This window comes from Pseudomonas sp. Pse35 (assembly GCF_024519715.1).
Taxonomy (GTDB): domain Bacteria; phylum Pseudomonadota; class Gammaproteobacteria; order Pseudomonadales; family Pseudomonadaceae; genus Aquipseudomonas; species Aquipseudomonas paracarnis.
Genome location: NZ_JALJRP010000035.1, coordinates 12,844 through 38,915, shown reverse-complemented (window position 1 = coordinate 38,915; position 26,072 = coordinate 12,844). Strand labels below are relative to the sequence as shown.

Sequence of the window (26,072 nt, the reverse complement as noted above, 5' to 3'; positions counted from 1 at the left end):
TGATGACAAGCATGACCCCACACTCGGCCGAAGCTGTAATCGCGTTCTGGAAACAGGCGGGGCCCAAGCGTTGGTTCGCCAAGGACGAGGGGTTCGATAGGGACTTTCGCGATAGATTCAACGCGGCTCATATGCAGGCTGCACGGCGTGAACTCGAAGGTTGGTTGACCACGGCGGATGGCGCGCTGGCGTTATTGATTCTGCTGGATCAGTACCCGCGCAACGCCTTTCGCGGCACGGCGCATATGTTCGCCACCGACCCGCTGGCGCGGTTTTATGCGCGAAAGATGGTGGACGCGGGATTGGATCAACAGGTTGAACCTCAGTTGCGCGCGTTCTGCTATTTGCCTTTTGAACATTCGGAAGACCCGCAGGACCAGCAACGCTCCCTGGCCCTGAACCAGCAGTTGGATGCCAGCACCTACCACTGGGCCAAGGAGCATGCCGACATCATCGAGCGGTTCGGGCGGTTTCCCCATCGTAATGGGGTGTTGGGCAGGGCGAGCACCGATGAAGAACTCGCCTTCCTCAAGGCCGGTGGCTTCGCCGGTTAGGCGTGTTCTGGCGCCAGGCTCTGCTGGGTGGCGACACGGCGAAACCGCCGCACGCCCTTGAGGTCTATCGCCCACCGCAACGCTTCAGTGGCTGAAGGACGCGGGCCTTGGGTGATCGCCTGTTCATCCTGGCCCAGTGCGTCGAGGTAACCCTGGGCACCGCCGCGTTCGCTCCAATAGTGAGTATGGCTGAGCCAGGACTTGGCCAGCCAGCCTTTGCCGTTGCCCACGGTCACCGGCAAGTCCAGCACGCCGCCGCCCATCACGGGCTTGACCGGGCCGCTGACGATGTCGCCGAACAGGCCGAAGGGGGCAGGGAAGTACAGGTTGGTCCAGCGCGTGACGGCAAAGGCTGCGGCGTGGTGCAGGTAGTGCGGGGTGAAGGGCTTTTGGCCGAGCATCAGCGGTTGGCGGGCGTTGTAGCCGTAGCCTTGGGTGTCTTCGGTCGGCGGGCAGGCCGGGGCTTCGCGGCGTCCCATGCGCTGTTTGAAGTCACTGACGCTGCGGCCCAGCAACAGGCTGGCGTGGGCCATCGGGCTGCCGACCGTGACTAGGTCGGTGATGCGCCAGGGGTTGCCCAGGCCGCGCTGTTCGGCAAAAGCTTCGGTCTGTTGCTGACGAAAATTCAACAGGCTGCTTAGGCTGCCGTCCAGCAAGGCGCCGGCTGCGGGCAGGGCCTCCTTGACCACCGGTTGCAGCGGTTCGCGGTTGGCATAACGGGCTGCCAGCTCACGGTTGCTGGGGGTCAGTTGGGTCAGTTTGTCGTGGTACTCATGCCAGAGGTAGCCGACGATGTCATAGGCAATCACGCTGCCCAAACTGTGGCCCACGACGATGATGCGCTCGTAGTCACCCTGATTGTGCAGAGCGCGCAGCAGGTCGACACCATCAGCACGGATCTGCTCGCGCACCATCACGTTTTGCGGGTTGGGGCTGAGGTAGCGTGCGGCGTCTCCCAGGTAGGCCAGCGCCGAATAGCGCAGCGCCAGTCCCATGGCCGCGAGCAGCAGGGGGATCAGCGCGAAGGGGTTGTCGCTGGGGGGCAATTGGCCCCAGGCCGTGGCCAATGTACCGCTGGCAACCAGCAGCAATAACACCAGCACCGTCCAGCGCGTGCTGCGCCAGATCGGCACGATGGCCTCGGGAATGTCGCGACGCGGGCGCTTGAAGATGTCCCACAGCCAGCCCAGCAGATGGCCGAACTTGGTGCCCTGCATCTTGTGGGCCCAGTAGTACTCATAGAAATCCGTCGAGGTACGGCCCGAGGCCTTCAGTACGCGCAGGTCGAAGTTGCGCGACAGCCGATCCGGCTTGCTCCAGTACAGAGGTGTGCCATCGGGGGTGTCCGTGGGGATCATCGCCTCGACAAAGCCGCGCAAGGTGTCCATTGGGCGCTGTTCGCCGATGCCGTGGATAACCACAACTGCTTGTTTCATGTGCTGTTCCTTCCTTGAAAATCAGCGTGAGCCATAATATTGCCACTAGCCGCGCTATTCCTGCCAGGAATGCCCCCATAAAAACCCTGCATTGTCTTTATCGGCCCTGATCTCGTAGCGTGATGCCTCACACCAGGAGATTGTCCATGAGCCAAGGCCCGCTGCACCTCTACGTTGATTCGCTGTTCACCAGCCCCTATGCCATGTCGGTGTTTGTCGCCTTGCGCGAAAAAGGCCTGGCGTTCGAGACCCTCACCCTGGACCTCGATGCCGGGCAGAACCAGGCGGCAGATTACGTCCAACGCTCCCTGACCCAGCGAGTGCCGACCCTGGTAGACGGTGATTTTGCGCTGTCGGAGTCTTCGGCCATCACCGAGTACCTGGACCAGGCCTACCCTGAGACCCGCGTGTACCCGGCGGATGTGCAGCAGCGGGCGAGGGCGCGACAGGTTCAAGCGTGGTTGCGCAGCGACCTGCTGCCGATTCGCCAGGAGCGCTCGACGCTGGTGGTGTTCTGCGGGCAGAAGAGGCCGCCGTTGTCAGCAGAGGCTCAAGCCGCCGCGACCAAGTTGATCACCGCGGTGCAAGCCTTGCTGGCGGATAACCGCGAGTACCTGTGCGGCCAGTGGTCGATTGCCGATGTGGACCTGGCGGTGATGCTCAATCGCCTGATCCTCAACGGTGACGCCATGCCAGCGCAGCTGGTGACCTACGCGCAACGCCAGTGGCAGCGGCCGTCAGTGCGCGAGTGGGTCGAGCTGCGACGGCCCGCGCTCTAGCTCTGCCTGCTGGGCAACGCGCCGGTCGAGGTCTTCCCAATCGGCCATGCCCAACACGCGCATGGTGTTCAAACCACGCAAGTAGCCGCGCAGTTGCTCGGCGCTGGCGCTGCCTTTTGCGGCGTCGGCGTGTGAGTCCAGCAGCACGGTTTCGTACTCGACCAGGTAGTCGGCGACTCGCTCGCGAAACTCTGGCAGGACTGCCTCGCGGATACGATCGAAGATTTTCTGGTAGGGCTTCATGGCGGGTCCTTATAGATTTTATGGGCGGCCTGACACTATCGGTTCAAATGATAGTCACCATCAAGGATCACAAGTTCTGTTTTTTCGCCAAACGCGCAGAATCTGCACATCGAGACGCAGCCCAAGGAAAATGCGCGATGAGGACGATTATCCAGTTGGCTTTGATGGCCCTGATGCTGGGCACCGCGGTCATGACCACCCCGGCGATGGCCGATGACGTGCGTACAGGCCATTTGCTGCCACTGGTGGGTAGCGTAGACTCTCTGCAGCGTGCCCAGTCGGTGGGGGTGTTGTTCAGCGAAAACACCCGCGACAACCTCAGCTACCTTGAACGCTACCACGCCATGGCGCTGAACGGCGCCAAGGATGCCCTGGATGGGCGGATTCGCGAGGCGTTCGTCAACAGCTCCGACCCGGAACTGGCGATCGACTGGTTGATGCACTCGTTGCAGGGCACTTTTTTCTCGGTGACGGTTTATAGCAGCCTGGATGCCCTGGTGCAGGCGCACCCGGATGTGGTGGTGGTGCTCGATACCCATAACCAATTGCTGACCCAGCGTAATGACCGGGTCGAAGCACGCTTTGTCGCACGCTTCTACGACGCGAACCTGCAGTTTATCGCCAAGGCCGAAGGCTCGGTGGACAAGCACGTGCCGTCAGTGTGGGTGCACGACAAGGCGGCGCCGGAGATTGCTGCACTGATCGAGCAACAACGCGATGTACAGCAAGATGCCCTGAAGCAGTTCGATGCGTCGCTCAAGGCCCTGGTTCGCGCAGGTTGACCCGCGAATGGTTGTGAACCCTATTTGGTTATTTTCAGGAATGTTTATGCGCTCTTTCTTCGCCCCGGCCCTGGCTTGTGCTTCGTTATTGCTGACCGGCTGTATCACGGCGCCAAATGCCCCATCACTGACCCTGCAAACCAACAAGACCCCCGACGGCTATGTGCAATGCGTGTTGCCCAAGCTGGAAAAGCACGGCATCACCTCGACCGTCACCCAGAACTCGCGCCACGCCAAGGTGCTGCTGACCAGCAAGATTGCCGCCGATGATGTGCTGGAGGCCTACAAGTCCCAGGACGGCACCAAGGTCTTCCTGTACGAGCGCAAGCCGCTGGCTTCGGCGATCAAGCCATCGCGGCTGGAGCAGGCCGCACAGGATTGCAGATAAACCCAGGCACAACGCAAATCCAAAGGTGGGCGGGGGCAACTTCTGACACCCTGTAGGAGCGAGCTTGCTCGCGAAAGACGTCAACGGTAACGCGCGCCCCCTGAATAAACGCGGCGCCTATGATTTTTTCGCGAGCAAGCTCGCTCCTACAGGGTATTGGCCCCATTTGGATCAGGGTTTGGCTTCGTTGCTGAAGCTGTCGACAGTCTTGACCAATCCCTGCGCCGCCAATGCCACCAACTCACCGCCTTTCTCCACAGTAGCCAACGCCGGGTCCGAGCCCATGCGGCCGTCAGGGAAGCGCGCCCGGAAGTCCAGGGCCTCGCGGATCGGGCCGGTGTTGGCAATTCGTGGTGAGTAGTCGGCAGACTTGATCGCGTCCGGATACGCCCACTGCGTCACAGCAATTTCCGACGGCGTGGCGTGGCTGCCATGCCCGACCGGGAATTGACGCTGGGCCAGGTCAGTGACGCCTTCCAGGTCCCACCAGTTCACGAGCTTCAGCGCGAACCCGGCCGGGCGGCGGGCGAAGCTGGCTTCGGCGTACAGCTCGGAGAACGCCGCTTCAATCGTGGCGATGTTGCCGCCGTGGCCGTTCAGGAACAGGATCTTTTCGAAACCATGCCCGGCCAACGAGCGCACCCAGTCGCCAATTGCGGCGATAAAGGTGGAAGGGCGCAGGGAGATGGTGCCGGGAAAGCCCAGGTGGTGTTGAGCCATGCCGATATTGAAGGTCGGGCCGACCAGGATATCGGCGTGCTTCTGGGCGTGGTGGGCGATGATCTCCGGGCACATCCAGTCCGTGCCCAGCAGGCCGGTGGGGCCATGTTGCTCGTTGGAACCGATGGGAATCACCACCGTGCGGCTGCGTTCCAGGAACTGCCCGATTTCGATCCAGGTGGAGGTGTGTAGAAGCATGCGACGCTCTCTTTTATCTATGGGGACAGGCTATCCGCCACGGATTGTACGACTACTCGCCACCTGTTGGGGTTTGCAATTGAGGTAGGTCGACGACTTCAGCCAGCGCTGGTCGGGGTACCACGAAAACATGAACTGCCCGTCCTTGAGCTTGTCCACCACTTGACGGGCAACTTGCGGGCGCACGGCCGGGCAACCCTGGCTGCGGCCGATGCGGCCTTCGCGCTTGCTCCATAAGGGGCTGACGTAGTCGGCGGCATGAATCACGATGGCGCGGTCGCGGGCCTGGTCATTGAAACCGGGTTCCAGACCGTCCATGCGCAGCGAGTAGCCATGGGCGCCCAGGTAGCTTTCCTGGGTGCGGAACAACCCCAGGCTCGACTGGTGGCTGCCCTCGAGGTTGGAGAACTGGGTAGCGAAGTTTTCCCCGGACTTGGCGCCGTGGGCCACCAGGTCGCGTAATACCAGGGTCTTTTTGCGCAGGTCGAAGATCCACAGGCGACGGGCGGTCGAGGGCTGGGAGTAGTCAATAACCGCTAGGCGATCGGAACGTTCCTCGCCGTTATTGACCGCGCACTGTACGGCGCTCAGGGCGCTTTTCAGCACGGTGGGATTGAGTTCTGGAGCCGAGCGCGCCAGGCTGCTATACAGGGAAGGAGAGGTGCCATTGGCGGCGAGCGCAACATTGCTCAATAAAGCCAGGCACCCAGTGATCAAGCCCAGGCTGGATAGCCTGAGCAGGCGTATAAAAGTCAGCATCTACAGTCGAGTCCCCGCTGTGGAGTGGAGCTAAGTCAATTGTTCAAAAAACACGCATGTTACTTGAGCATTTGCCTGCTCGTTGCACCATTGGTCGCTACAGCCGAAACGCTGCCGGTGGAGCCATTGCCCGTCACCACCCCTGCACCGGTCGCGCTGGCGCCACTGCAACAGGCGTTGGCGCAGTTGACCAGTGTCTGCCCGCACCTTGCGCCGCGTATCGATGCTGCCGCGTTGGTGCGCCTGCAAGCCTTTTACCAGCAGCAGGGCGATGCCCCGCTATGGTCGGCTGACGAACGCCGGCAAGCCTTGCACAGCCAGTTGCTGATGCTTGCCGACGATGGCCTGGACCCCACCCACTATAGCTTGCCTGCGGCGGATGCCACGGCCAACGTGCTGTGCAGCGATATCGCCAACAGCCAGCAGTACCTGCAAGCCCTGCAGGATTTGCATTACGGGCGTCTACAGCAATCGCGCTTTGAGCCTCTATGGCATTCACAGCCGCCCAGTGGCGATCCTAATGCCGAGGTACTGGCGTTCGCCGCCACCGGCCTGCAAGACATGGCCCAAGCCTTCGATCAGGCGCGGCCCAGCGCTGATTTGTATCGCAGCCTGCGCAATGCCTACGCCGGCGTGCGCCAGCAACCGCTGCCCCATTGGGACCCGGTCGCCGAGGGCGCGTTGTTGCGCCCGGGGATGAACGACCCCCGCGTGCCGGAACTGGCGCGGCGCCTGCACAGCGGTGCCTACCTGGCTCAGTTGCCCAGTGGCAACGGCAAGCAATACCAGGGCGAACTGGTCAAAGCGGTGAAAGCGTTTCAGCTCAGCCACTCGTTGCAGGCCGACGGCGTGGTCGGCGCCGGCACCGTGGCCGAACTCAATATCAGCCCGGCGGTGCGTCGTGAACAGCTGCGCATCAACCTGGAGCGCTTCCGCTGGCTGGCCCAGGACCTGGAGCCTGAAGGTGTCGTGGTCAATGTGGCCGCCGCACAACTGAGCGTGTATCAGAGCGGCATCCCGGTGTGGCAAACCCGCCTGCAAGTAGGCCGTGCCGAACGCCAGACACCACTGCTCAAGTCGCGCATCACTCGGCTGACCCTCAACCCCACCTGGACCATCCCGCCGACCATCATGCGTGAGGACAAGCTGCCCGCCATCCGTCTCAACCCTGAATACCTGCGCCAGCAGAACCTGCAGGTGCTCGACGCCGAAGGTCACCCATTGACCCCCGACCAAGTCGACTGGGCACGCCCCGGCAATATCCTGCTGCGCCAGCAGGCCGGCCCGCGTAACCCGCTGGGCAAGATTGTGATGCGCTTTCCCAATCCGTATTCGGTGTACCTGCATGACACCCCCAGCCAGCCCTTGTTCACCAAGGGCCCACGGGCGTTCAGTTCGGGATGCGTGCGGGTCGAGCAACCGTTGTTATTGCGCGATCTGCTCGTAACGCCCGCCGAACGCACCCGCACCGATGAGCTGCTGGCGACCGGCGAAACCCATGAATTCAGGCTCGCCACGCCGGTACCGGTGCTGTTGGGGTATTGGACGGTAGAAGTGGATCGCCAGGGCGAGTTGGTGTATGCGCCGGATATTTATGCGCGTGACCCGGTGTTGATCAAGGCCATGGGCAGCGTGTTATAGCGTCAGATGGCTTGATATGAATGTAGGAGCGAGCTTGCTCGCGAAAAACGCCAACGATAACGCGTGCTTCCTGAATGAACGCGGCGTCTGTGAGTTTTTCGCGAGCAAGCTCGCTCCTACGTTCTATTCCGGCATCAGTTGCTGGCGGCATTCCAGCACCAGGCGGGCGCCGCCCAACTCACTGGTGCCGACCTCCAGCTTGAAGCCATGCAAGTTGATGATCGCCGCCACAATCGACAGGCCCAGCCCAAAGCCGCCTTGCTGATCACTCTCATCGACCCGATAGAAACGCTGGAACACCGACGCGCGCTCGGCGGCTGGAATGCCTGGCCCGGAGTCGAGCACTTCGATGCGCGTACTCCCAAGGTCGTTGACTGCTCGCAGGATCACCTTGCCATTGGGCGGGGTGAACTTGATCGAGTTACTCAGCAGGTTGGCCAGGGCTTCAAATAACAGCGCACGGTCACCAGTAATCCACGGCAGTGAGTCAGGCGCCTGCAACACCAACTCCAGTTCGCCTTCTTCGGCCAGGGGCAGGTAGAAATCATGCAGTTCGCGTAGCAGCGGCAGCGGGTCCAGCACCAGGAAGCCTGAGCGACGCTGGTGGTCTTCCAGTTCCGAGATGCGCAGCAGCCCGCGAAAACGCGCCATCAGCGTGTCGGTTTCGGCGATGGCGTCATCGAGTTTTACCGCGTGGGCCGAGTCTTCCTCGGCTTGTTGCTTGATGCGGTAAAGCTGGGCGCGCAAGCGAGTGAGCGGGGTGCGCAGGTCGTGGGCGATGTTGTCGCACACGCCCTTGACCTCGTTCATCAGTTTTTCGATGCGGTCGAGCATGGCATTGACGATGGCGGCGAGCATGTCCAGCTCGTCGCGCCGGTTGGACAGCGGCAACCGGTGCGTGAGGTCGCCGGCGACGATGGCCTCGGCGCTGGCCTGGATCCCGCGAATGCGCCGCAACGGGCGGCGGCGCAGCAGGTGCCAGCCGGCAGCGCCAGGAATGATGGTCAAGGACAGCGCCCACAGCAGGGCGTGCCAGATAATCCGCGTTACCCCGAACAACGAGCCGTTGGCGCGTACCAACACCAGCCAGCGGCCGTCTTCGGTGTGGGTGGCCACGGCGTCGCAGCTGTCCTTGGGCAGTTTGGGGTCATCGGATTGCACGCAATTGGTCAGGGCGTAAATCTTGCCATCCAGCGGCAGGTCGGGTGGTACGGCGCGGATCGGCCCGCTCAAGGGGCGAAATTGCTCATCGAACAGGCCATAGGCGTCAACACCCTTCATGTCGAAGGTCATGCTGGTGGTCAGCGCTTCCACCAGTTCTTCGCCGTCGAAACGCTGGAAAAGATGCTGGCGCTGCAACAGGGAATGGCGCGACAAGTCGCTGAGGTAGCCTGAGACCTCGTAGTACAGCACCCCCATGAGGATGCAACTCCACGCCACGAACAACGAACTGTACAGCGCCAGCAAGCGGCTGCTGGAAGAGCGCCAGCCTTTAGAGGGGTTCAGCAATGACATAGCCCGAGCCTCGTACCGTGCGGATCAGCGGCGTGAGGCCCGGTGGGTCGATTTTCTTGCGCAGACGGCCGATGTGCACGTCGATCAGGTTGGTGCCGGGGTCGAAGTGATAGCCCCAGACTTCCTCGAAAATCATCATCCGCGACAGGATCTGCCCGGTGTTGCGCATCAGGAATTCCAGCAGTTTGTATTCAGTGGGCAGCAGCGTCAGCGGCTGGTCGGCCCGGCTGGCTTCGCGGCTGATCAGGTTCAGTTCCAGGTCGGCCACGCGCAGAGCGGTTTCGAATTCCTGAACGGTGCTTTTACGCCGCAGCAGCACCTCGACACGGGCGGCCATTTCATCCGAGGCGAACGGCTTGGTCAGGTAGTCATCACCGCCGGCACGCAGGCCGCGCACGCGCTCGTCGACATCGGAGAGGGCGCTGATCATCAGGATCGGCGTAGACACCCCAATGGTGCGCAACGTGGTGACGATGGCCAGGCCATCCAGCTCGGGCAGCATGCGGTCGAGGGTGATCAGGTCGTAATCCCCACTCACGGCACGGACCAGGCCCTCGCGGCCGTTGTCCACCCAATCTACGTCCAGTCCATGGCTACTCAGCTCGGCGACAATCTCGCGGGCCGTTACGGCGTCATCCTCGATGGTCAAAATGCGGGTCATAGGATTACCTGGTGAGCGTTCACACTAGAAGTGACGACATTTTGCCAAGAAGTTGCTGAATGTTTCCTAAATAAAACTTCATCTTCTTCAAACCGACATCGCCCTGTGGGAGCTGGCTTGCCTGCGATGGCGGCTTACCTGCTGGCATATTCGTTGGCGGTCATGCCGCTATCGCAGGCAAGCCAGCTCCCACAGGGGAGTGCATTACGCCCGCCTAATATCGCCGTTTATTGCAACCTGCATGATCTGGCTAAGTTCAATTTAAATAAATCATTGAAATTAAAGGAATTTAATTTTAATCGCCGCTGGCACGCTGCCTGCACTGTCCGTTTTGAGACTTGTAACATCATTTTTCGTGCCTGGAGCAAAACAACAATGATCACATCCTCAACCACGCTGCAAGAGTCAAGCACGCTCTCCGGGGTTTCCTGGGGGGCGATTTTCGCCGGTGCCGCTGCGGCGGCTGCACTGTCATTGATCCTGGTATTGCTGGGCTTCGGCCTGGGCTTTTCGGCGGTGTCGCCTTGGGCTGACAGCGGTATCAGCGCCAAGGGCCTTGGCATTTCCACAATTGTCTGGCTGGCGTTCACCCAGATCGTTGCGTCGGGCCTGGGCGGTTATATCGCCGGTCGTTTGCGGGTGAAGTGGGCCAATATGCACGGGGACGAGGTGTACTTTCGCGACACCGCCCATGGCTTCCTGGCTTGGGCAGTGGCCACATTGATCACGGCGATGCTGGTGGTTGGCTCGGTCAGCAGTGTGGTCAGCGGCGGCGTGAAAGCTGGCGCCAGCGTGGCATCGGGCGCCGCCAGCGGCCTCACCCAAGCTGCGGGCAGCGCGGCAAAAGGTGCCGACAGTGGTGACTTCGGTTATTACGTCGACAGCCTGTTTCGCGATGATCGCCCAGCGGCGGTCAGCGATGATGCAGCCCACGCCGTGGTCGGTCGTATCCTGACGCGTACGTTGAGCAACGACGGCCAACTGGCAGCGGAAGATCGCGCCTACCTGGCCCAACTGATCAGCCAGCGCACCAACCTTAGCCAGGCCGATGCCGAAGCCCGTATCGACAAGGTCTATGGCGACGCGCGCAAGGCCGTTGAAGACGCCAAGCTCAAAGCCAAACAAGCCGCTGACACCGCTGCGAAAGTAGCGGCCTACACCTCGCTGTGGACCTTCGTGGCCCTGCTCATCGGTGCGTTCTTCGCCAGCTTCGCCGCCACCTTCGGCGGTCGCCGCCGGGATGCCGTGGTGTATGTCGAAACCGAAAACTACGTTCGTTAATTCAAGGAGAACATGATGCGCTCATTACTGCTGTGGTTCCTCGGCGTGCCGATTCCGGTGATCATCCTGATCGCGATTTTCATGCACTAATTGTAGGAGCGAGCTTGCTCGCGAAGAACTGCTGGGCGCCGCGTTCATTCAAAATGGCCGCGGCGTTCTTGCGTTTTTCGCGAGCAAGCTCGCTCCTACAGTTGGAGGTTCAGTCGTCGAACCCGACCTGTTCGTGAATCTCATCCACCTTGAGTTCCAACCGATACGCCACCGCAATAAACAGCGCCTGGCACAGGCACAGCGTGGCGCTCAGCGAGCGGAAAGCAAACGAGGAACCTTCATTGACCAACAACACCGCATTCGCCCGCTTGGCCAGGGGCGACAGGTTGCTGTCGGTGATGATCAGGGTCTTGGCCTGGTGATGCTGCGCGATGCGCAGGCAGTGCTGGGTCTCTTTGCCGTAGGGCGTGAAGCTGATGGCTATCACCAGGTCATTGGCGCGCACGCTGCGCATCTGCTCGCGATAACTGCCGCCTAGCCCCGAGATCAGGTGGATGCGCTTGTTGGTGTGCTGCAGGTTGTAGACCAGGTAGTCGGCCACCGCAAAGGAGCGGCGCACGCCGACCACGTAGATGTTGTCGGCATTGACTACCAGGTCCACGGCTTTCTCGAAGGCAGCGTCGTCCAACTCCAGCCCCAAGCGTTCGATGCCCGACAGGGTGGCGTTGACGCACTCGCGCGCCAGGTCGCCGCCGCTGGCCTTCTGGGACTTGTTGGCGATCATGCTGCGAATGCGCTGCTGGTAGTTTTGCACCGGCGTGGTCTTGTGCGTATACGCCTCGCGAAACAGCGCCTGCATCTCACTGAACCCGCTGAAACCGAAGCGCTGGGAAAACCGCACGATGGCCGAAGGGTGCACTTCGCATTCCCGGGCGATGTCGCTGATCCGGTCGACCATGATCCGGTCACTCTGCTGACTCATGTAGCTGGCGATACGCTTGAGCTGGCGCGGCAGGCTCTCGTATTCGTCGGTGATCAGCTGCAACAGGCGTTCGGCATTGATCGGAGGGCTGGCGATAGTTTCTTCCAGGGTAGTCTCGGGACCGGTGCGGGACATGGGCAATCCTTCTGGCGTGTTCGTCTGATGCGCTGATAGGTGGCGCAAGTCTACAGGGTAGGCACAAAAAAATACCCCGGCATCGCGGCCCGCGTGGCCTGCTGAAACGATGCATGGGCGCTGGCGTGCCACTATCCTGAGGTATTGGAAAAAATATTCCACTAAAAATAATTATGGAATAAATATTGATTGCTGCCAGCGGACGTTCTAGTCTGCTCCCACCAAGAGCGTTTGCCGTCGCCACGGCGGCACAACGCAGGCTGATAAAAATAACAGGAGCCAGCATGGGCCAGACTCGTTTTGCCAGTGGGCGTCAATTGGATCTGATTTGCCTCGGGCGCCTGGGCGTCGATCTTTATGCGCAGCAAGTCGGTGCGCGGCTTGAGGATGTGTCCAGCTTCGCCAAGTATCTGGGCGGTTCTTCCGCCAATATCGCTTTCGGCACGGCCAGGCTTGGGCTCAAGTCGGCGATGTTGAGCCGGGTGGGTGATGACCATATGGGCCGTTTCCTGGTGGAATCCCTGGCCCGTGAAGGCTGTGATGTCAGCGGCATCAAGGTCGACCCGGAGCGCCTCACCGCCCTGGTGCTGCTGGGCCTCAAGGACCGCGAAACCTTCCCTCTGGTGTTCTACCGCGAAAACTGCGCCGACATGGCCCTGCGCGCCGAAGACATTAGCGAAGCCTTCATTGCCTCCAGCAAAGCGCTGTTGATCACCGGTACGCATTTCTCCACCGACGGCGTGTACAAAGCCAGCCTCCAGGCCCTGGATTACGCGGCCAGGCACAACGTCAAGCGCGTGCTGGACATCGACTACCGCCCTGTGTTGTGGGGCTTGGCAGGCAAGGCCGATGGTGAAACCCGTTTCGTCGCCGACCAGAATGTGAGCCAGCATGTGCAGAAGATCCTGCCGCGTTTCGACCTGATCGTCGGCACCGAGGAGGAGTTCCTGATTGCCGGCGGCAGTGAAGACCTGCTCACCGCCCTGCGCACCGTGCGTGAACTGACCCCGGCCACCCTGGTGGTCAAGCTCGGCCCCCAGGGCTGCACGGTGATTCACGGCGCAATTCCGGCGCGCCTGGAAGACGGGGCCATCTATCCTGGCGTGCGGGTTGAAGTGCTCAACGTGTTGGGCGCCGGTGATGCTTTTATGTCGGGCTTCCTCAGCGGCTGGATCAATGACGCCAGCGATGAGCGTTGCAGCCAGTTGGCCAATGCCTGTGGCGGCCTGGTGGTATCGCGCCACGCCTGTGCGCCAGCGATGCCGACCCCCGCCGAACTCGATTACCTGTTCAACAGCCCCGTGCCCATCACCCGGCCGGACCAGGACGTGACCCTGCAACGCCTGCACCGTGTCACGGTGCCGCGCAAAGCCTGGAAGCAACTGTTCGTCTTTGCCTTCGACCACCGCTGGCAATTGGTGGAGCTGGCGCAAAAAGGCGGCCAGGCCCCTGAGCGTATCAGCGACATCAAGCAGTTGTTTATCCAGGCCATCAAACGCGTCGAGCGAAAACTCACCGAGCAGGGCGTCGAGGCGGATGTGGGCCTGCTCGCCGACCAACGCTTTGGCCAGGATGCACTCAACGCCGCCAGCGGTCGCGGCTGGTGGATCGCTCGCCCTGTGGAAGTGCAGAACTCGCGGCCCCTCGCGTTCGAGCACGGGCGTTCGATCGGCAGCAACCTGATTGCCTGGCCCCAGGAACAGATCATCAAGTGCCTGGTGCAATTTCACCCCGATGACGAGCCGATGCTGCGCCTGGAACAGGAAGCGCAACTCAAGGCGGTGTACGAGGCGTCGCTGGTCAGTGGCCACGAACTGCTGCTGGAAGTCATCCCACCCAAGGATCACCCGTCCACCTACCCGGACGTGCTCTACCGTAGCCTCAAGCGCCTGTACAACCTGGGCATTTACCCGGCCTGGTGGAAGATCGAAACCCAATCGGCCGCAGACTGGAAAAAGCTCGACGAACTGATCCAGGAGCGCGACCCCTACTGCCGTGGCGTGGTGTTGCTGGGCCTGAATGCTTCCCCCGAGTTTCTCGCCGATGGCTTCAAGCAAGCCAGCCAGAGCAGCACATGCCGTGGGTTTGCCGTGGGCCGCACGATCTTCCACGAGCCGAGCCGGGTGTGGATGGCGGGGGAGATTGATGATGAAACGCTGATCCAGCAGGTGCAGGCGACCTTCGAACAGCTCATCAATGCCTGGCTCAGCGCCCGACGGTAAATACGATCAAATGTGGGAGCTGGCTTGCCTGCGATAGCAATCTATCCGTTGCAAATGTACTGCCTGACACACTGCTATCGCAGGCAAGCCAGCTCACACACAAAGCAGATCCCAGTGAATTCTGAAGATAAAAACAAAAGGTGCAGCCATGCCCGCAATCCGAATTGGCATCAACCCGATCTCCTGGAGCAACGACGACCTCCCGGCCCTCGGCGGTGAGACCCCTCTGAGCACGGCCCTGAGCGAAGGCAAGGACATCGGCTACGAAGGTTTTGAACTCAACGGCAAATTCCCCGAGGATGCCAAGGGCGTCGCTGAAGTGCTGCGTCCTTATGACCTGGCGCTGGTGTCCGGTTGGTACTCCAGCCGTCTGGCCCACCGTTCGGTGGCTGAAGAAATCGAAGCGATTGCCGCCCATGTCGAACTGCTCAAACACAACGGCGCCTCGGTACTGGTATACGGCGAAGTGGCTGACTCGATCCAGGGCTCGCGCATTCGCCTGATCGAGCGCCCGCGTTTTCACAGTGAACAGGCCTGGCAGGCTTACGCCGACAAGCTTACCGAGCTGGCGCGCTTCACCTTGTCCCAGGGCGTGCGCCTGGCCTATCACCACCATATGGGCGCGTACGTCGAATCCCCCGAGGACATCGACCAGTTGATGAAACGCACGGGCCCGGAAGTCGGCTTGCTGTTCGATTCGGGCCACTGCTACATGGGCGGCGGCGAACCCATCGAGGTGCTGCGCAAGCATATCGAGCGCGTCTGCCATGTGCATTTCAAGGATGTACGCAAACCCGTGGTGCAACTGGCGCGTAACCAGATGTGGAGCTTCCCGGACTGCATCGTCAACGGCACTTTTACCGTGCCCGGCGATGGTGATATCGACTTCGCACCGTTGCTGGATATGTTGCTCGCGGCGAACTACAAGGGCTGGCTGGTGGTAGAAGCCGAGCAGGACCCGGCCGTGGCGCCCAGCTATATCTACGCGAAGAAGGGTTACGACACCCTGCGTGCGCTTCTCAACCAGAGGACTTGAGTGATGAGCTTGTTGGTCAAAAGCAGCAAACGCGGGCAAACCATGGTGGCGTTGGAAGCCGGGCGCCTGGAATACGTGGGCTTTGCCGCGTACCGCCTGAGCCTGGGCGAAACCCTGCCGGTCAGTGCGGGCGATCAGGAACTGTGCCTGGTGCTGCTCAGCGGTCGAGTGAATATTGAAGGCCAAGGCTTCAATTGGCAGAACCTGGGGGATCGCCAGTCGGTGTTCGAAGACAAGTCACCGTTCGCCGCCTATTTGCCGCCGGGCACTGACGCCCGAGTCACGGCCCTGAGCGATGTGCAGATTGCCGTCTGCGCAGCGCCGGGTGCTACGGGTTTTGCCCCGCGCTTGATCCGCCCCGAGCAGTGCAAGCGCAGTGTGCGCGGCAAAGGTGCCAACACTCGCTACGTCTGCGACATCCTGCCCGACAGCGAGCCGGCCCATTCGCTGCTGGTGGTGGAAGTGCGCACGCCGTCGGGGCATTCCTCCAGCTACCCGCCGCACAAGCACGACACCGACGACCTGCCGCACCAGAGCTTTCTGGAAGAGACCTACTACCACCAGGTCAACCCGCCCCAGGGCTTCGTGTTCCAGCGCGTGTACACCGATGATCGCAGCATCGACCAGGCCATGGCCGTGGAAAACAGTGACCTGGTGGTGGTGCCCAAGGGCTATCACCCGGTCAGCGTGCCGTATGGCTACGAGTCTTATTACCTGAACGTGATGGCCGGCCCCAAACGTGCCTGGCATTTCCATAACGACCCGCAGCACAGCTGGCTGCTGGACCTGTAAACGGTGTTGGACGGAGAACAAAAACAATGAAGTCGCCGCTACGTTTTGCCCTCAACCGCATGGTCGCCCCCAACCTGTCCCTGCCGGATTTCATCCAGTTGGCGGCGGCTCTCAACTGCGAGGCCATTGAGATCCGCAACGACCTCAAGAACCGTGAAATCGAATACGGCACACCCGCCAGCCGCGTGCGTGAATTGTGCGCAGCGCAGGGCATCAAGGTGCTGTCGATCAACGCGCTGTACCCCTTTGATGTGTGGAATGACGAACGCCGTGCCCAGGCAATCGAACTGGCCACCTACGCCCGTGAGTGCGGGGCCGAAGGCTTGGTGATGTGCCCGTTCAATCAGCCTGGCGATACGCGCAACGACGCGCAGCGCGCGGCTGGTTTGCGCACGGCGTTGAGCGAGCTGGCGTTGATCCTGCGCGAGTACGGGATTCTGGGTTTTATCGAGCCCCTGGGCTTCACCGTATCCGCCCTGCGCCGCAAGCGCGTGGCAGTGGATGCAATCAAGGCCATCGGCGGCCTGGATGTATTCCGGGTGGTGCACGACACCTTTCACCATCACCTGGCCGGCGAGCATGAGTTCTTCCCGGAACTGACCGGGCTGGTGCACATCTCCGGGGTGGAAGACCGCGAGGCGCCGCTGGACTCGATCCGCGACGGCCACCGCGTGCTGGTGGGCGAGGACGATATCCTCGGGAATGCGGCGCAGATCGACACCTTGCTGAGCACCGGCTACAGCGGCTATCTGTCGTTCGAACCGTTTGCCGAAAGCGTGCACGGGTTGGCGGATATCCGGCAGGCGTTGGGCAGCAGCATGGCGTATTTGCAAAAGCCCTTGCCATAACGCGATCAAAAATGTGGGAGCTGGCTTGCCTGCGATAGCGGTGTGTCAGGCAATACCTGTGCAACTGATAGACCGCTATCGCAGGCAAGCCAGCTCCCACAGTGGATCGGTGTTGAACATTCCAATTGCATTCATACAAGGTGCAAGTGATGACCACAACAAGATTGACCATGGCCCAGGCCCTGGTGAAGTTCCTGGACAACCAATACATCGAAGTCGACGGCGTACAGAGCAAGTTTGTCGCCGGGGTCTTCACTATTTTCGGGCATGGCAATGTGTTGGGCCTCGGTCAGGCTCTGGAGCAGGACAGCGGCGACCTGGTGGTGCATCAGGGCCGCAATGAGCAAGGCATGGCCCACGCCGCCATCGGGTTCGCCAAGCAGCACCTGCGCCGCAAGATCTATGCGTGCACGGCCTCGGTCGGGCCGGGCGCGGCCAATATGCTCACCGCCGCAGCGACTGCCACCGCCAACCGCATCCCGTTGCTGCTCTTGCCCGGCGATGTCTATGCTAGCCGTCAGCCCGACCCGGTGTTGCAGCAGATCGAGCAGTTCCACGACCTGAGCATCAGCACCAACGACGCCTTCCGCTCCGTGAGCAAATACTGGGACCGCATCAACCGCCCCGAGCAACTGATGACCGCGGCGATCCATGCCATGCGCGTGCTGACCGACCCGGCTGAAACCGGCGCGGTGACCCTGGCCTTGCCCCAGGATGTACAAGCCGAAGCATGGGACTATCCCGACTATTTCCTGCAAAAACGCGTGCACCGCATCGACCGACGCCCGGCCACCAGCGCCATGATCGGCGACGCGCTGGCTGCGTTTCGCGGCAAGCGCAAGCCGCTGATCATTTGCGGCGGCGGGGTCAAATACTCCGCCGCCAACCAGGCACTGCAAGCCTTTGCCGAGCGTTTCGATATTCCTTTCGCGGAAACCCAGGCGGGCAAGAGCGCCGTGGTGTCCAGCCATCCTCTGAACGTCGGCGGCATCGGCGAAACCGGCTGCCTGGCGGCTAACCTGCTGGCGCCTGAGGCGGACTTGATCATCGGTGTCGGCACCCGTTATACCGACTTCACCACCTCCTCAAAATCGCTGTTCAAGCACCCCGAGGTGAAGTTTCTCAACCTCAATATAAGCCCCTGCGATGCGTTGAAGCTGGACGGCGTGCAAGTGCTGGCCGATGCAAAAGTCGCCCTTGAAGCACTGGCCGATGCCCTGGGCGATTACCGTTCGGGCTGGGGCGAGCAGATCGCCGACGCCAAGGCGCAATTCGACGCTGAAGTGGACCGCGTGCATCAGGCGCACTACCAGGGCGATGAGTTTGTCCCCGAAGTCGACGACTACCTGGACCGTGCCGTGCTGCGGGAATTCATCGAGCTGACCGGTTCGTGCCTGACCCAGAGCGCTGTGCTCGGCGTGCTCAATGCACGCCTGGCCGATGACGCAATCATCGTGGCCGCCGCTGGCAGCCTACCCGGCGATTTGCAGCGTGCCTGGCGCAGCAAGGGCGTCAACACCTACCACGTCGAGTATGGCTATTCATGCATGGGCTACGAGATCAATGCCGCCCTGGGCGTGAAGCTGGCCGAGCCGAGCAAGGAGGTGTACGCCCTGGTCGGCGATGGCTCCTACATGATGCTGCACTCGGAGCTGGCCACCTCGATCCAGGAGCGCCGCAAGATCAACGTGGTGCTGTTGGACAACATGGCGTTCGGTTGCATCAACAACCTGCAGATTGGCAATGGCATGGACAGCTTCGGCACCGAGTTCCGCTACCGCAACCCCGAGAGCGGCAAGCTCGACGGTGGCCTGGTGCCAGTGGACTTCGCCATGAGCGCAGCGGCCTACGGTTGCAAGACCTACAAGGTCAGCACGCTGGAACAGCTGGAAGCGGCGTTGGCGGATGCCCGCACGCAAAGCGTCTCCACGTTGATCGATATCAAGGTGCTGCCCAAGACCATGATCCACGGCTACCTGTCGTGGTGGCGGGTGGGTGTGGCGCAAGTGTCCACCAGTGAACGTACGAATGCAGCGGCAAAAAAACTCAATGAACACCTGGCCCAGGCCCGGCAGTACTAACAACAAGAGGAGTGTTTGCATGTCTTTGAAACTTGGAGTGATTGGTACGGGCGCCATTGGCCGGGACCATATTCGTCGTTGCAGCCAGGCCTTGCTCAACAGCCAGGTGGTGGCCGTCACCGATATCAACCTTGAGCAGGCGGCCCAGGTGGTGGCGGACTTGAAGCTGGACGCCGAGGTGTACCCGGACGGCCATGCATTGATCAACGCGCCAGAGGTCGAAGCGGTACTGGTGACGTCCTGGGGGCCGAGCCACGAAGAGTTTGTGCTGGCCGCGATTGCTGCCGGCAAACCGGTGTTCTGTGAAAAACCGCTGGCGGTGACGGCCGAGGGCTGCCGCAACATTGTCGAGGCCGAAGTGGCACACGGTAAGCGCCTGGTCCAGGTGGGTTTCATGCGCCCGTACGACCAAGGCTATCGTGCCCTCAAGTCGGTGATCGACAGCGGCCAGATTGGCGAGCCGTTAATGCTGCACTGCGCGCACCGTAACCCCACGGTGGGCGAGAACTACAACACCGGCATGGCGATCACCGACACCCTGATCCATGAGTTGGACGTGCTGCGTTGGCTGCTCAACGACGACTACGTGTCCGTGCAGGTGGTGTTCCCGCGCAAGACCAGCAAGGCGCTGGCGCACCTGCGCGACCCGCAGATCGTGCTGCTGGAAACTGCCAAAGGCACGCGTATCGACGTGGAAGTGTTTGTGAACTGCCAATACGGCTACGACATCCAGTGCGAAGTGGTAGGGGAGAGCGGCATCGCCAGGTTGCCGGAACCATCTCAGGTGCAACTGCGCAGCGACGCGAAGCTGTCCAACGCAATCCTGATGGATTGGAAGGATAGGTTTATCGGTGCCTATGACGTGGAGTTGCAGGCGTTTATCGACAGCGTGCTGGCCGGGCAGGTCGGCGGGCCGTCGGCCTGGGATGGGTTTGCGGCGGCGGTGGCGGCGGATGCGTGTATTGAAGCCCAGGGCAGTGGGCAGATTGTGAAAGTCAGCCTGCCGGATCGCCCGCGCTTCTACGGCTAACTCACTGCAGAAAAGTGGTTGACACTATGGGAGCTGGCTTGCCTGCGATGGCGGTCTATCAGTGACAGATTGATTGCCTGACTCACTGCTATCGCAGGCAAGCCAGCTCCCACAGTTGATTGGGTTTCCAAATCAATTCTGGAGTTGAGCATGCGAATCGGACTAGTGGGCTACGGCCACGGCGGGCGCTTTTTTCATGCGCCGTTGATTGCCACCCTGCCTGGCGCCACCTTTGTCGGCGTGGTGACGCGTTCACCCGAACGTCGCAAGCAACTGAGTACTGACCTTCCGGGTGTCAAAGCCTTCGACTCCATCGGCCAGATCGTCGAAGCCGGCGTCGATGCCCTGGTGATTTCCACCACCCTCAAAGGTCGCCCGGCCCTGGTGCTGGAAGCCATCGAGCACGGGGTGGCGGTGGTCAGCGATAAACCCTTTGCCGCCAACGCCGAACAAGCCCAGGCCCTGATTACCGCTGCCGAGCGCCAGGGCTCGCTGCTCAGCGTCTACCAGAATCGGCGCTGGGATTCGGATTACCTGACCCTGCGCAAACTGATCGACGCTGGCGCCCTTGGCACCATCACCCGCTTTGAATCCCGCGTGGAACGTTACAGTCCGCAGGCCGTGGGCAATGCCAGCGGTGGAGGATGGCTGCGTGACCTGGGCAGCCATCTGGTGGACCAGGCGTTGCAACTGTTCGGCCCGGTGGAGCGGGTGTTCGCCCAATTGCACTACACACCAGAACATCCCACCGTGGACCACGGCTTCTTTGTCTCCCTCACCCATGCCAATGGTGTGATTTCGCACCTGTGGGGCAGCGCGTTGCAGAACAGCCAGGCACCGCGATTTCGCGTCAGTGGCAGCCTGGGCTGCTACACCGTCGACGGATTGGATGGCCAGGAAGAAGCGCTGCTGGCCGGCAAGTCACCGAAAACCGAAGGTGAACACTGGGGCGCCGAGGAGCATCGACGCTGGGGCTGGTTTGAGCAAGGGCCGGAGCGTGAGCGGGTGCCGTCGGAGAAGGGCTGCTGGCCCCAATTCTATCGGCAGTTGCAAGCGGCCGTGGTGGGGCAGGGACCGTTGCCGGTCAATGCCTATGACGCCCTGGAAACCACCCGTATATTGGACGCCGCGCGCCTGAGTGCCGAGCGCCAGCAGGTGGTTTCGACGAAAATAGAATAAAATTCTAAAACAGGTTGATATGGAAATTATTTTCTAATACAGTCTTTTCCAGGTTGCATAAAGTACGTCCCGGAACCTACGGGCGACTCAACAAAAACAAGATCAAAAACAACCAGGTACCGTCAGATGAAAATCTTCAACGCTGTACTGCGAGTTTTACGCCCCCTCCAAGCGCCACGCGGACTGCCCCGCGCCCGGCCGTTCTACTTCTCCTTCCTGAATGTGCTGTGCGTCGAAAACCAGGGCGCGCTGGTGTGCTGCATTCCAGGCGCGCCGGTGGTGCGACTGACAGCCGAGTCCTGATCAACGCAACGTCGAAAAAAACCAACAAGAAAGTGGAGACAGACCGTTCATGAAGACCCCGATCCGTTTTACCGCCCTGGCCTTGTCCATGCTGCTGGCCAGTGGCGTTGTCGGCGCCGCCGATCTCAAGGTGGGCGTGACGATGTCCGCGTTCGATGACACCTTCCTCACCTACCTGCGCGAGGATATGGATAAGCAAGCCAAGTCCTATCCAAAAGGTGATGGCGTGCAACTGCAATTCGAAGATGCCCGCGCCGATGTGGTCAAGCAATTGAGCCAGGTCGAGAACTTCATCAGCCAGAAGGTCGACGCGATTATCGTCAACCCGGTCGATACCGCGTCGACCAAGAACATCATCAGTGCCGCCACCAAGGCGGGTATACCGCTGGTGTTCGTCAACCGCCGCCCCGACCAGAAAGACTTGCCCAAGGACGTGGTGGCCGTGACCTCCGATGACGTCGAGGCCGGCCGCCTGCAAATGCAATACATCGCCGAAAAACTCGGCGGCAAGGGCAAGGTCGTGATCCTTTTGGGTGACCTGGCGAACAACTCCACCACCAATCGCACCAAGGGCGTGAAGGAAGTGCTGGCCAAGTACCCGGACATCAAGATCGAGCAGGAACAGACCGGCATTTGGTTGCGTGACAGGGGCATGACCCTGGTCAACGACTGGCTGACCCAGGGCCGGGAGTTCAATGCGGTGCTGGCCAACAACGATGAGATGGCGATCGGGGCGTCCATGGCCCTGAGATCGGCCGGCAAGGAAAAAGGCAGCGTGTTGATTGCCGGTGTCGACGGCACGCCCGATGGCTTGAACGCGATCACCAAGGGCGACATGACCGTGTCGGCCTTCCAGGACGCCAAGGGCCAGGCGGTAGGTTCGGTGGAGGCAGCGCGCAAAATGGCCAAGAAGGAGCCGGTCGAGCAGAACGTGGTGATCCCGTTCCAGTTGATCACCCCGGACAACGTCAAAGATTTCAAGTAGCCCCAACATAACAACAAAAGCTGGCAGGGCGGCCACGGCCGCCCTGCAGATGGAGTACCTCCCTATGCTTGCTCAAGCCGCCACGTCTCAGCCCGTCGCCCACCCGGCGCTGGCGCTGGACGAACCCTACCTGCTGGAAATCCTCAACATCAGCAAAGGCTTTCCCGGTGTCGTGGCCCTGGACGATGTGCAGCTGCGGGTGCGCCCCGGCACGGTGCTGGCGTTGATGGGCGAGAACGGTGCGGGCAAGTCGACGCTGATGAAAATCATCGCCGGCATCTACCAGCCCGACGCCGGCGAAATTCGCCTGCGTGGCAAGCCGATCACCTTTGAAACGCCGCTGGCCGCGCAAAAGGCCGGGATCGCGATGATCCATCAGGAACTCAACCTGATGCCCCATATGAGCATCGCCGAGAACATCTGGATAGGCCGCGAACAGCTCAACAGCCTGCACATGGTCAACCACCGCGAAATGCACCGCTGCACCGCCGAGTTGCTGGCGCGCCTGCGCATCAACCTCGACCCCGAAGAACAGGTCGGCAACCTGAGCATTGCCGAACGGCAGATGGTCGAGATTGCCAAGGCAGTGTCCTACGACTCCGACATCCTGATCATGGATGAACCCACCTCGGCCATTACCGACAAGGAGGTGGCCCACCTGTTTTCGATCATTGCCGACCTCAAGTCCCAGGGCAAAGGCATCGTCTATATCACCCACAAGATGAACGAAGTGTTCGCCATCGCCGATGAAGTGGCGGTGTTCCGCGACGGCCAATACATCGGCTTGCAACGGGCCGACAGCATGAACAGCGACAGCCTCATCTCGATGATGGTCGGGCGTGAATTGAGCCAGCTGTTCCCGGTGCGCGAAACGCCTATTGGTGAGCTGTTACTGTCGGTGCGCGACCTGAGCCTGGACGGCGTATTCAAGGACGTATCGTTCGACCTGCACGCCGGCGAGATCCTCGGTATCGCCGGGCTGATGGGCTCCGGGCGCACCAACGTGGCGGAAACCATTTTTGGTATCACCCCAAGTTCCAGCGGGCAAATCACCCTGGACGGCAAGGCGGTGCGCATTACCGACCCGCATATGGCCATTGAGAAAGGCTTTGCGCTGTTGACCGAAGACCGCAAGCTCAGCGGCCTGTTCCCGTGCCTGTCGGTGCTGGAGAACATGGAGATGGCGGTGTTGCCGCACTATTCGGGCAACGGTTTTATCCAGCAGAAAGCCTTGCGTGCCCTGTGTGAAGACATGTGCAAGAAGCTGCGGGTGAAAACCCCGTCACTGGAGCAATGCATCGACACCTTGTCCGGCGGTAATCAGCAAAAGGCCTTGCTGGCGCGCTGGCTGATGACCAACCCACGCTTGCTGATCCTGGATGAGCCGACGCGTGGTATCGATGTGGGCGCCAAGGCTGAGATCTATCGCTTGATCGCCTTCCTCGCCAGCGAGGGCATGGCGGTGATCATGATTTCTTCCGAACTGCCCGAAGTGCTCGGCATGAGCGACCGGGTGATGGTGATGCACGAAGGTGAACTGATGGGCACCCTGGATCGCGCCGAGGCGACCCAGGAAAAAGTCATGCAGTTGGCTTCCGGGATGACCGCAGTCCACTGATCTATAGAATAAGAAGGTGATGGGTTATGAACGCAATAACAGACAACAAGCCGGCAACCGCGCCGGTCAAGAACCGTCGACGCATGCCCACCGAGCTGAGTATCTTCCTGGTGCTGATCGGTATCGGCCTGGTGTTTGAATTGTTCGGCTGGATCGTGCGCGACCAGAGCTTTCTGATGAACTCCCAGCGTCTGGTGCTGATGATCCTACAGGTGTCGATCATCGGCCTGCTGGCCATCGGTGTGACCCAGGTGATCATCACCACGGGCATCGACTTGTCGTCCGGCTCGGTGCTGGCCTTGTCAGCGATGATCGCCGCCAGCCTGGCGCAGACCTCCGACTTTTCCCGGGCGGTGTTTCCGTCCCTCACCGACTTGCCGGTGTGGATCCCGGTGGCGATGGGTTTGGGCGTAGGGCTTTTAGCGGGGGCAATCAACGGCAGCATTATCGCGGTCACCGGCATCCCGCCGTTTATCGCAACCCTGGGCATGATGGTCTCGGCCCGTGGCCTGGCACGCTATTACACCGAAGGCCAGCCGGTGAGCATGCTCTCGGACTCCTACACAGCGATCGGCCATGGCGCGATGCCGGTGATTATCTTCCTGGTGGTGGCGGTAATCTTCCACATTGCCCTGCGTTACACCAAGTATGGCAAGTACACCTATGCCATCGGCGGCAATATGCAGGCGGCGCGTACTTCGGGGATTAACGTCAAGCGTCACCTGATCATCGTCTATAGCATCGCCGGTCTTCTGGCGGGCCTGGCCGGCGTGGTGGCCTCGGCACGTGCAGCGACGGGGCAGGCCGGCATGGGCATGTCCTACGAGCTGGACGCGATTGCCGCCGCAGTGATCGGCGGTACCAGCCTGGCCGGTGGAGTAGGGCGCATCACCGGCACGGTGATCGGCGCGCTGATCCTTGGCGTCATGGCCAGCGGGTTTACCTTTGTCGGGGTGGATGCGTATATCCAGGACATCATCAAGGGCCTGATCATCGTGGTGGCGGTGGTGATCGATCAATACCGCAACAAGCGCAAGCTCAAGCGCTGAGTACCTGCCCTTGTAGGCGCGAGCTTGTGTGGCGAGCAAGCTTGCTTGCGGGGGGCGAAGCACCCCAATAAAAGCCGGAGACTGCTGCGCAGTCGGCGGGAGCAAGCTCCCTCGCCACAGCAAGCTCGCGCCTACAGGGGATCAGGCACTTTCAACCGTTTGTCTTCTATATAGCTCCACAACACTGAATTTCTTGCTATAAACGCACTCCGATGACCGTTCGCCAAGCCCGTCCTGGTGCTTTTGGGGGTTGATCGGGAAAAAATGCCTGTCTTTTCAGTTGCTGCGCCCTCAAGTCGGCCTTAGACTGCCGCCCCTCGTAAATTGAGTGCCGGGTGGCGCTTGGAATGGATGGCGCCCTTCCGAGACCTGCACAGGTCGGCCGGAACGCTCCCTAATTCGCCTTAATGCACGTATTTTTTATAGAGAAATCAATGACAAAGGAAAAGTTGCTGGCCATGCCGGCGGATGACTACATGAATGCCGAACAGCACGCTTTTTTCGAGAAGTTGCTGCAAGACATGAAGGTGGAGCACCACGAGCGCATTGAGCAGAACCGTATCGCCATTGAGAGCCTGGACACCCCGGCCGACCCGGCTGACGCGGCTTCTGTCGAAGAAGAACGCACCTGGCTGGTAAACGCCATTGACCGCGACCAGCGCATGCTGCCGCAACTTGAGCGTGCTCTGGAACGCATCAAGGAAGATTCCTTTGGCTGGTGTGACGACAGCGGCGAGCCTATCGGCCTCAAGCGCCTGCTGATCAGTCCTACCACCAAGTACTGCATCGAAGCGCAAGAGCGCCACGAGCAGATCGACAAGCACCAGCGTCAAGCCTGATGCGGTGAAGGGGGCGGCTCTCTAG

At 61.0% G+C, this 26,072-nt stretch carries 25 protein-coding genes; 18 read left to right on the top strand and 7 right to left on the bottom strand.

Going from position 1 to position 26,072, the window contains the following annotated elements:
- Positions 1-11 precede the first annotated feature (11 nt).
- Positions 12-554, top strand: a complete 543-nt coding sequence (locus OC445_RS22855; protein WP_054897772.1) for a DUF924 family protein — start codon at positions 12-14, stop codon at positions 552-554.
- Here the strand turns inward: OC445_RS22855 and OC445_RS22850 are convergent.
- Complete coding sequence (locus OC445_RS22850; RefSeq protein WP_034125709.1) at positions 551-1,990, bottom strand: hypothetical protein; 1,440 nt, start codon at positions 1,988-1,990, stop codon at positions 551-553. The genes OC445_RS22855 and OC445_RS22850 overlap by 4 nt on opposite strands.
- 146 nt (positions 1,991-2,136) lie before the next feature.
- On the opposite strand from OC445_RS22850, the gene yfcF reads away from it, so the two are divergent.
- Positions 2,137-2,769 (top strand): glutathione transferase, encoded by a 633-nt coding sequence (gene yfcF, locus OC445_RS22845; RefSeq protein ID WP_198791076.1) that lies wholly within the window; start codon positions 2,137-2,139, stop codon positions 2,767-2,769.
- Here the strand turns inward: yfcF and OC445_RS22840 are convergent.
- A complete protein-coding gene (locus OC445_RS22840; RefSeq protein ID WP_034125707.1) occupies positions 2,728-3,012 on the bottom strand; it encodes a hypothetical protein in 285 nt (94 codons plus the stop codon). The genes yfcF and OC445_RS22840 overlap by 42 nt on opposite strands.
- Before the next feature lie 137 nt (positions 3,013-3,149).
- Between OC445_RS22840 and OC445_RS22835 the strand changes: the two genes are divergently transcribed.
- A complete protein-coding gene (locus OC445_RS22835; protein WP_054897774.1) occupies positions 3,150-3,794 on the top strand; it encodes a hypothetical protein in 645 nt (214 codons plus the stop codon).
- Positions 3,795-3,840: 46 nt separating this feature from the next.
- The gene (locus OC445_RS22830; protein ID WP_034125705.1) at positions 3,841-4,182 is read left to right on the top strand and encodes a hypothetical protein; all 342 of its coding nucleotides are present in this window, start codon (positions 3,841-3,843) and stop codon (positions 4,180-4,182) included.
- 171 nt (positions 4,183-4,353) lie between these two features.
- Here the strand turns inward: OC445_RS22830 and OC445_RS22825 are convergent, their stop codons facing one another.
- Positions 4,354-5,100: a creatininase family protein gene (locus OC445_RS22825; RefSeq protein ID WP_020301789.1), complete on the bottom strand. Its 747-nt coding sequence runs from the start codon at positions 5,098-5,100 to the stop codon at positions 4,354-4,356.
- Between the two features lie 30 nt (positions 5,101-5,130).
- Positions 5,131-5,859, bottom strand: coding sequence for a murein L,D-transpeptidase catalytic domain family protein (locus OC445_RS22820; RefSeq protein WP_054897775.1), 729 nt, complete (start codon positions 5,857-5,859; stop codon positions 5,131-5,133).
- A gap of 39 nt (positions 5,860-5,898) precedes the next feature.
- Between OC445_RS22820 and OC445_RS22815 the strand changes: the two genes are divergently transcribed.
- Positions 5,899-7,500, top strand: coding sequence for a murein L,D-transpeptidase (locus tag OC445_RS22815; protein WP_198791075.1), 1,602 nt, complete (start codon positions 5,899-5,901; stop codon positions 7,498-7,500).
- Positions 7,501-7,623: 123 nt separating this feature from the next.
- On the opposite strand, the gene OC445_RS22810 is transcribed toward OC445_RS22815, so the two are convergent.
- Together OC445_RS22810 and OC445_RS22805 are read right to left on the bottom strand one after the other, a co-directional pair.
- Entirely contained in the window at positions 7,624-9,015 is a 1,392-nt protein-coding gene (locus tag OC445_RS22810) for a sensor histidine kinase (protein ID WP_034125702.1), read from the bottom strand.
- Positions 8,993-9,676: a response regulator transcription factor gene (locus tag OC445_RS22805; protein WP_003191687.1), complete on the bottom strand. Its 684-nt coding sequence runs from the start codon at positions 9,674-9,676 to the stop codon at positions 8,993-8,995. Before OC445_RS22805 ends, OC445_RS22810 begins: the two co-directional genes overlap by 23 nt.
- Before the next feature lie 375 nt (positions 9,677-10,051).
- Here OC445_RS22805 and OC445_RS22800 point away from each other — a divergent pair, with 375 nt between their 5' ends.
- Positions 10,052-10,957, top strand: a complete 906-nt coding sequence (locus OC445_RS22800) for a hypothetical protein (protein ID WP_054897777.1) — start codon at positions 10,052-10,054, stop codon at positions 10,955-10,957.
- A gap of 199 nt (positions 10,958-11,156) precedes the next feature.
- Here OC445_RS22800 and OC445_RS22795 read toward each other — a convergent pair whose 3' ends face one another.
- Positions 11,157-12,065 (bottom strand): MurR/RpiR family transcriptional regulator, encoded by a 909-nt coding sequence (locus OC445_RS22795; protein WP_054897778.1) that lies wholly within the window; start codon positions 12,063-12,065, stop codon positions 11,157-11,159.
- A gap of 284 nt (positions 12,066-12,349) precedes the next feature.
- Here OC445_RS22795 and iolC point away from each other — a divergent pair, with 284 nt between their 5' ends.
- From iolC to OC445_RS22735, 12 genes are all read left to right on the top strand, one after another.
- Entirely contained in the window at positions 12,350-14,287 is a 1,938-nt protein-coding gene (iolC, locus tag OC445_RS22790; RefSeq protein ID WP_198791072.1) for a bifunctional 5-dehydro-2-deoxygluconokinase/5-dehydro-2-deoxyphosphogluconate aldolase, read from the top strand.
- A 148-nt stretch (positions 14,288-14,435) separates the two neighbouring features.
- The gene (iolE, locus tag OC445_RS22785; protein ID WP_262020373.1) at positions 14,436-15,323 is read left to right on the top strand and encodes a myo-inosose-2 dehydratase; all 888 of its coding nucleotides are present in this window, start codon (positions 14,436-14,438) and stop codon (positions 15,321-15,323) included.
- A 3-nt stretch (positions 15,324-15,326) separates the two neighbouring features.
- On the top strand, positions 15,327-16,115 hold the full coding sequence (gene iolB, locus OC445_RS22780; RefSeq protein ID WP_089042579.1) for a 5-deoxy-glucuronate isomerase: 789 nt from the start codon (positions 15,327-15,329) through the stop codon (positions 16,113-16,115).
- Between the two features lie 26 nt (positions 16,116-16,141).
- Positions 16,142-16,963 carry a TIM barrel protein gene (locus OC445_RS22775; RefSeq protein WP_054897781.1) on the top strand — a complete coding sequence of 274 codons (822 nt, stop codon included), beginning with the start codon at positions 16,142-16,144 and terminating at the stop codon, positions 16,961-16,963.
- Between the two features lie 149 nt (positions 16,964-17,112).
- Positions 17,113-19,044 (top strand): 3D-(3,5/4)-trihydroxycyclohexane-1,2-dione acylhydrolase (decyclizing), encoded by a 1,932-nt coding sequence (gene iolD, locus OC445_RS22770; protein WP_262020372.1) that lies wholly within the window; start codon positions 17,113-17,115, stop codon positions 19,042-19,044.
- Positions 19,045-19,063: 19 nt separating this feature from the next.
- A complete protein-coding gene (locus OC445_RS22765) occupies positions 19,064-20,074 on the top strand; it encodes a Gfo/Idh/MocA family protein (RefSeq protein WP_072447792.1) in 1,011 nt (336 codons plus the stop codon).
- Between the two features lie 150 nt (positions 20,075-20,224).
- On the top strand, positions 20,225-21,253 hold the full coding sequence (locus OC445_RS22760; RefSeq protein ID WP_259039067.1) for a Gfo/Idh/MocA family oxidoreductase: 1,029 nt from the start codon (positions 20,225-20,227) through the stop codon (positions 21,251-21,253).
- A gap of 126 nt (positions 21,254-21,379) precedes the next feature.
- A complete protein-coding gene (locus tag OC445_RS22755) occupies positions 21,380-21,556 on the top strand; it encodes a hypothetical protein (RefSeq protein WP_003191673.1) in 177 nt (58 codons plus the stop codon).
- A 49-nt stretch (positions 21,557-21,605) separates the two neighbouring features.
- The gene (locus tag OC445_RS22750) at positions 21,606-22,541 is read left to right on the top strand and encodes a sugar ABC transporter substrate-binding protein (RefSeq protein WP_057977503.1); all 936 of its coding nucleotides are present in this window, start codon (positions 21,606-21,608) and stop codon (positions 22,539-22,541) included.
- A 64-nt stretch (positions 22,542-22,605) separates the two neighbouring features.
- On the top strand, positions 22,606-24,159 hold the full coding sequence (locus OC445_RS22745; RefSeq protein ID WP_057977505.1) for a sugar ABC transporter ATP-binding protein: 1,554 nt from the start codon (positions 22,606-22,608) through the stop codon (positions 24,157-24,159).
- 26 nt (positions 24,160-24,185) lie between these two features.
- The gene (locus tag OC445_RS22740; RefSeq protein WP_003191668.1) at positions 24,186-25,208 is read left to right on the top strand and encodes an ABC transporter permease; all 1,023 of its coding nucleotides are present in this window, start codon (positions 24,186-24,188) and stop codon (positions 25,206-25,208) included.
- A 434-nt stretch (positions 25,209-25,642) separates the two neighbouring features.
- Entirely contained in the window at positions 25,643-26,047 is a 405-nt protein-coding gene (locus OC445_RS22735; protein WP_003191666.1) for a TraR/DksA family transcriptional regulator, read from the top strand.
- Positions 26,048-26,072 lie beyond the last annotated feature (25 nt).

Bases quoted from the DNA above. Each gene is read 5' to 3' on its own strand.
- OC445_RS22855 (WP_054897772.1), top strand. From the start codon at position 12: ATGACCCCACACTCGGCCGAAGCTGTAATCGCGTTCTGGAAACAGGCG.
- OC445_RS22850 (WP_034125709.1), bottom strand. From the start codon at position 1,990: ATGAAACAAGCAGTTGTGGTTATCCACGGCATCGGCGAACAGCGCCCA.
- yfcF (WP_198791076.1), top strand. From the start codon at position 2,137: ATGAGCCAAGGCCCGCTGCACCTCTACGTTGATTCGCTGTTCACCAGC.
- OC445_RS22840 (WP_034125707.1), bottom strand. From the start codon at position 3,012: ATGAAGCCCTACCAGAAAATCTTCGATCGTATCCGCGAGGCAGTCCTG.
- OC445_RS22835 (WP_054897774.1), top strand. From the start codon at position 3,150: ATGAGGACGATTATCCAGTTGGCTTTGATGGCCCTGATGCTGGGCACC.
- OC445_RS22830 (WP_034125705.1), top strand. From the start codon at position 3,841: ATGCGCTCTTTCTTCGCCCCGGCCCTGGCTTGTGCTTCGTTATTGCTG.
- OC445_RS22825 (WP_020301789.1), bottom strand. From the start codon at position 5,100: ATGCTTCTACACACCTCCACCTGGATCGAAATCGGGCAGTTCCTGGAA.
- OC445_RS22820 (WP_054897775.1), bottom strand. From the start codon at position 5,859: ATGCTGACTTTTATACGCCTGCTCAGGCTATCCAGCCTGGGCTTGATC.
- OC445_RS22810 (WP_034125702.1), bottom strand. From the start codon at position 9,015: ATGTCATTGCTGAACCCCTCTAAAGGCTGGCGCTCTTCCAGCAGCCGC.
- OC445_RS22805 (WP_003191687.1), bottom strand. From the start codon at position 9,676: ATGACCCGCATTTTGACCATCGAGGATGACGCCGTAACGGCCCGCGAG.
- OC445_RS22800 (WP_054897777.1), top strand. From the start codon at position 10,052: ATGATCACATCCTCAACCACGCTGCAAGAGTCAAGCACGCTCTCCGGG.
- OC445_RS22795 (WP_054897778.1), bottom strand. From the start codon at position 12,065: ATGTCCCGCACCGGTCCCGAGACTACCCTGGAAGAAACTATCGCCAGC.
- iolC (WP_198791072.1), top strand. From the start codon at position 12,350: ATGGGCCAGACTCGTTTTGCCAGTGGGCGTCAATTGGATCTGATTTGC.
- iolE (WP_262020373.1), top strand. From the start codon at position 14,436: ATGCCCGCAATCCGAATTGGCATCAACCCGATCTCCTGGAGCAACGAC.
- iolB (WP_089042579.1), top strand. From the start codon at position 15,327: ATGAGCTTGTTGGTCAAAAGCAGCAAACGCGGGCAAACCATGGTGGCG.
- OC445_RS22775 (WP_054897781.1), top strand. From the start codon at position 16,142: ATGAAGTCGCCGCTACGTTTTGCCCTCAACCGCATGGTCGCCCCCAAC.
- iolD (WP_262020372.1), top strand. From the start codon at position 17,113: ATGACCACAACAAGATTGACCATGGCCCAGGCCCTGGTGAAGTTCCTG.
- OC445_RS22765 (WP_072447792.1), top strand. From the start codon at position 19,064: ATGTCTTTGAAACTTGGAGTGATTGGTACGGGCGCCATTGGCCGGGAC.
- OC445_RS22760 (WP_259039067.1), top strand. From the start codon at position 20,225: ATGCGAATCGGACTAGTGGGCTACGGCCACGGCGGGCGCTTTTTTCAT.
- OC445_RS22755 (WP_003191673.1), top strand. From the start codon at position 21,380: ATGAAAATCTTCAACGCTGTACTGCGAGTTTTACGCCCCCTCCAAGCG.
- OC445_RS22750 (WP_057977503.1), top strand. From the start codon at position 21,606: ATGAAGACCCCGATCCGTTTTACCGCCCTGGCCTTGTCCATGCTGCTG.
- OC445_RS22745 (WP_057977505.1), top strand. From the start codon at position 22,606: ATGCTTGCTCAAGCCGCCACGTCTCAGCCCGTCGCCCACCCGGCGCTG.
- OC445_RS22740 (WP_003191668.1), top strand. From the start codon at position 24,186: ATGAACGCAATAACAGACAACAAGCCGGCAACCGCGCCGGTCAAGAAC.
- OC445_RS22735 (WP_003191666.1), top strand. From the start codon at position 25,643: ATGACAAAGGAAAAGTTGCTGGCCATGCCGGCGGATGACTACATGAAT.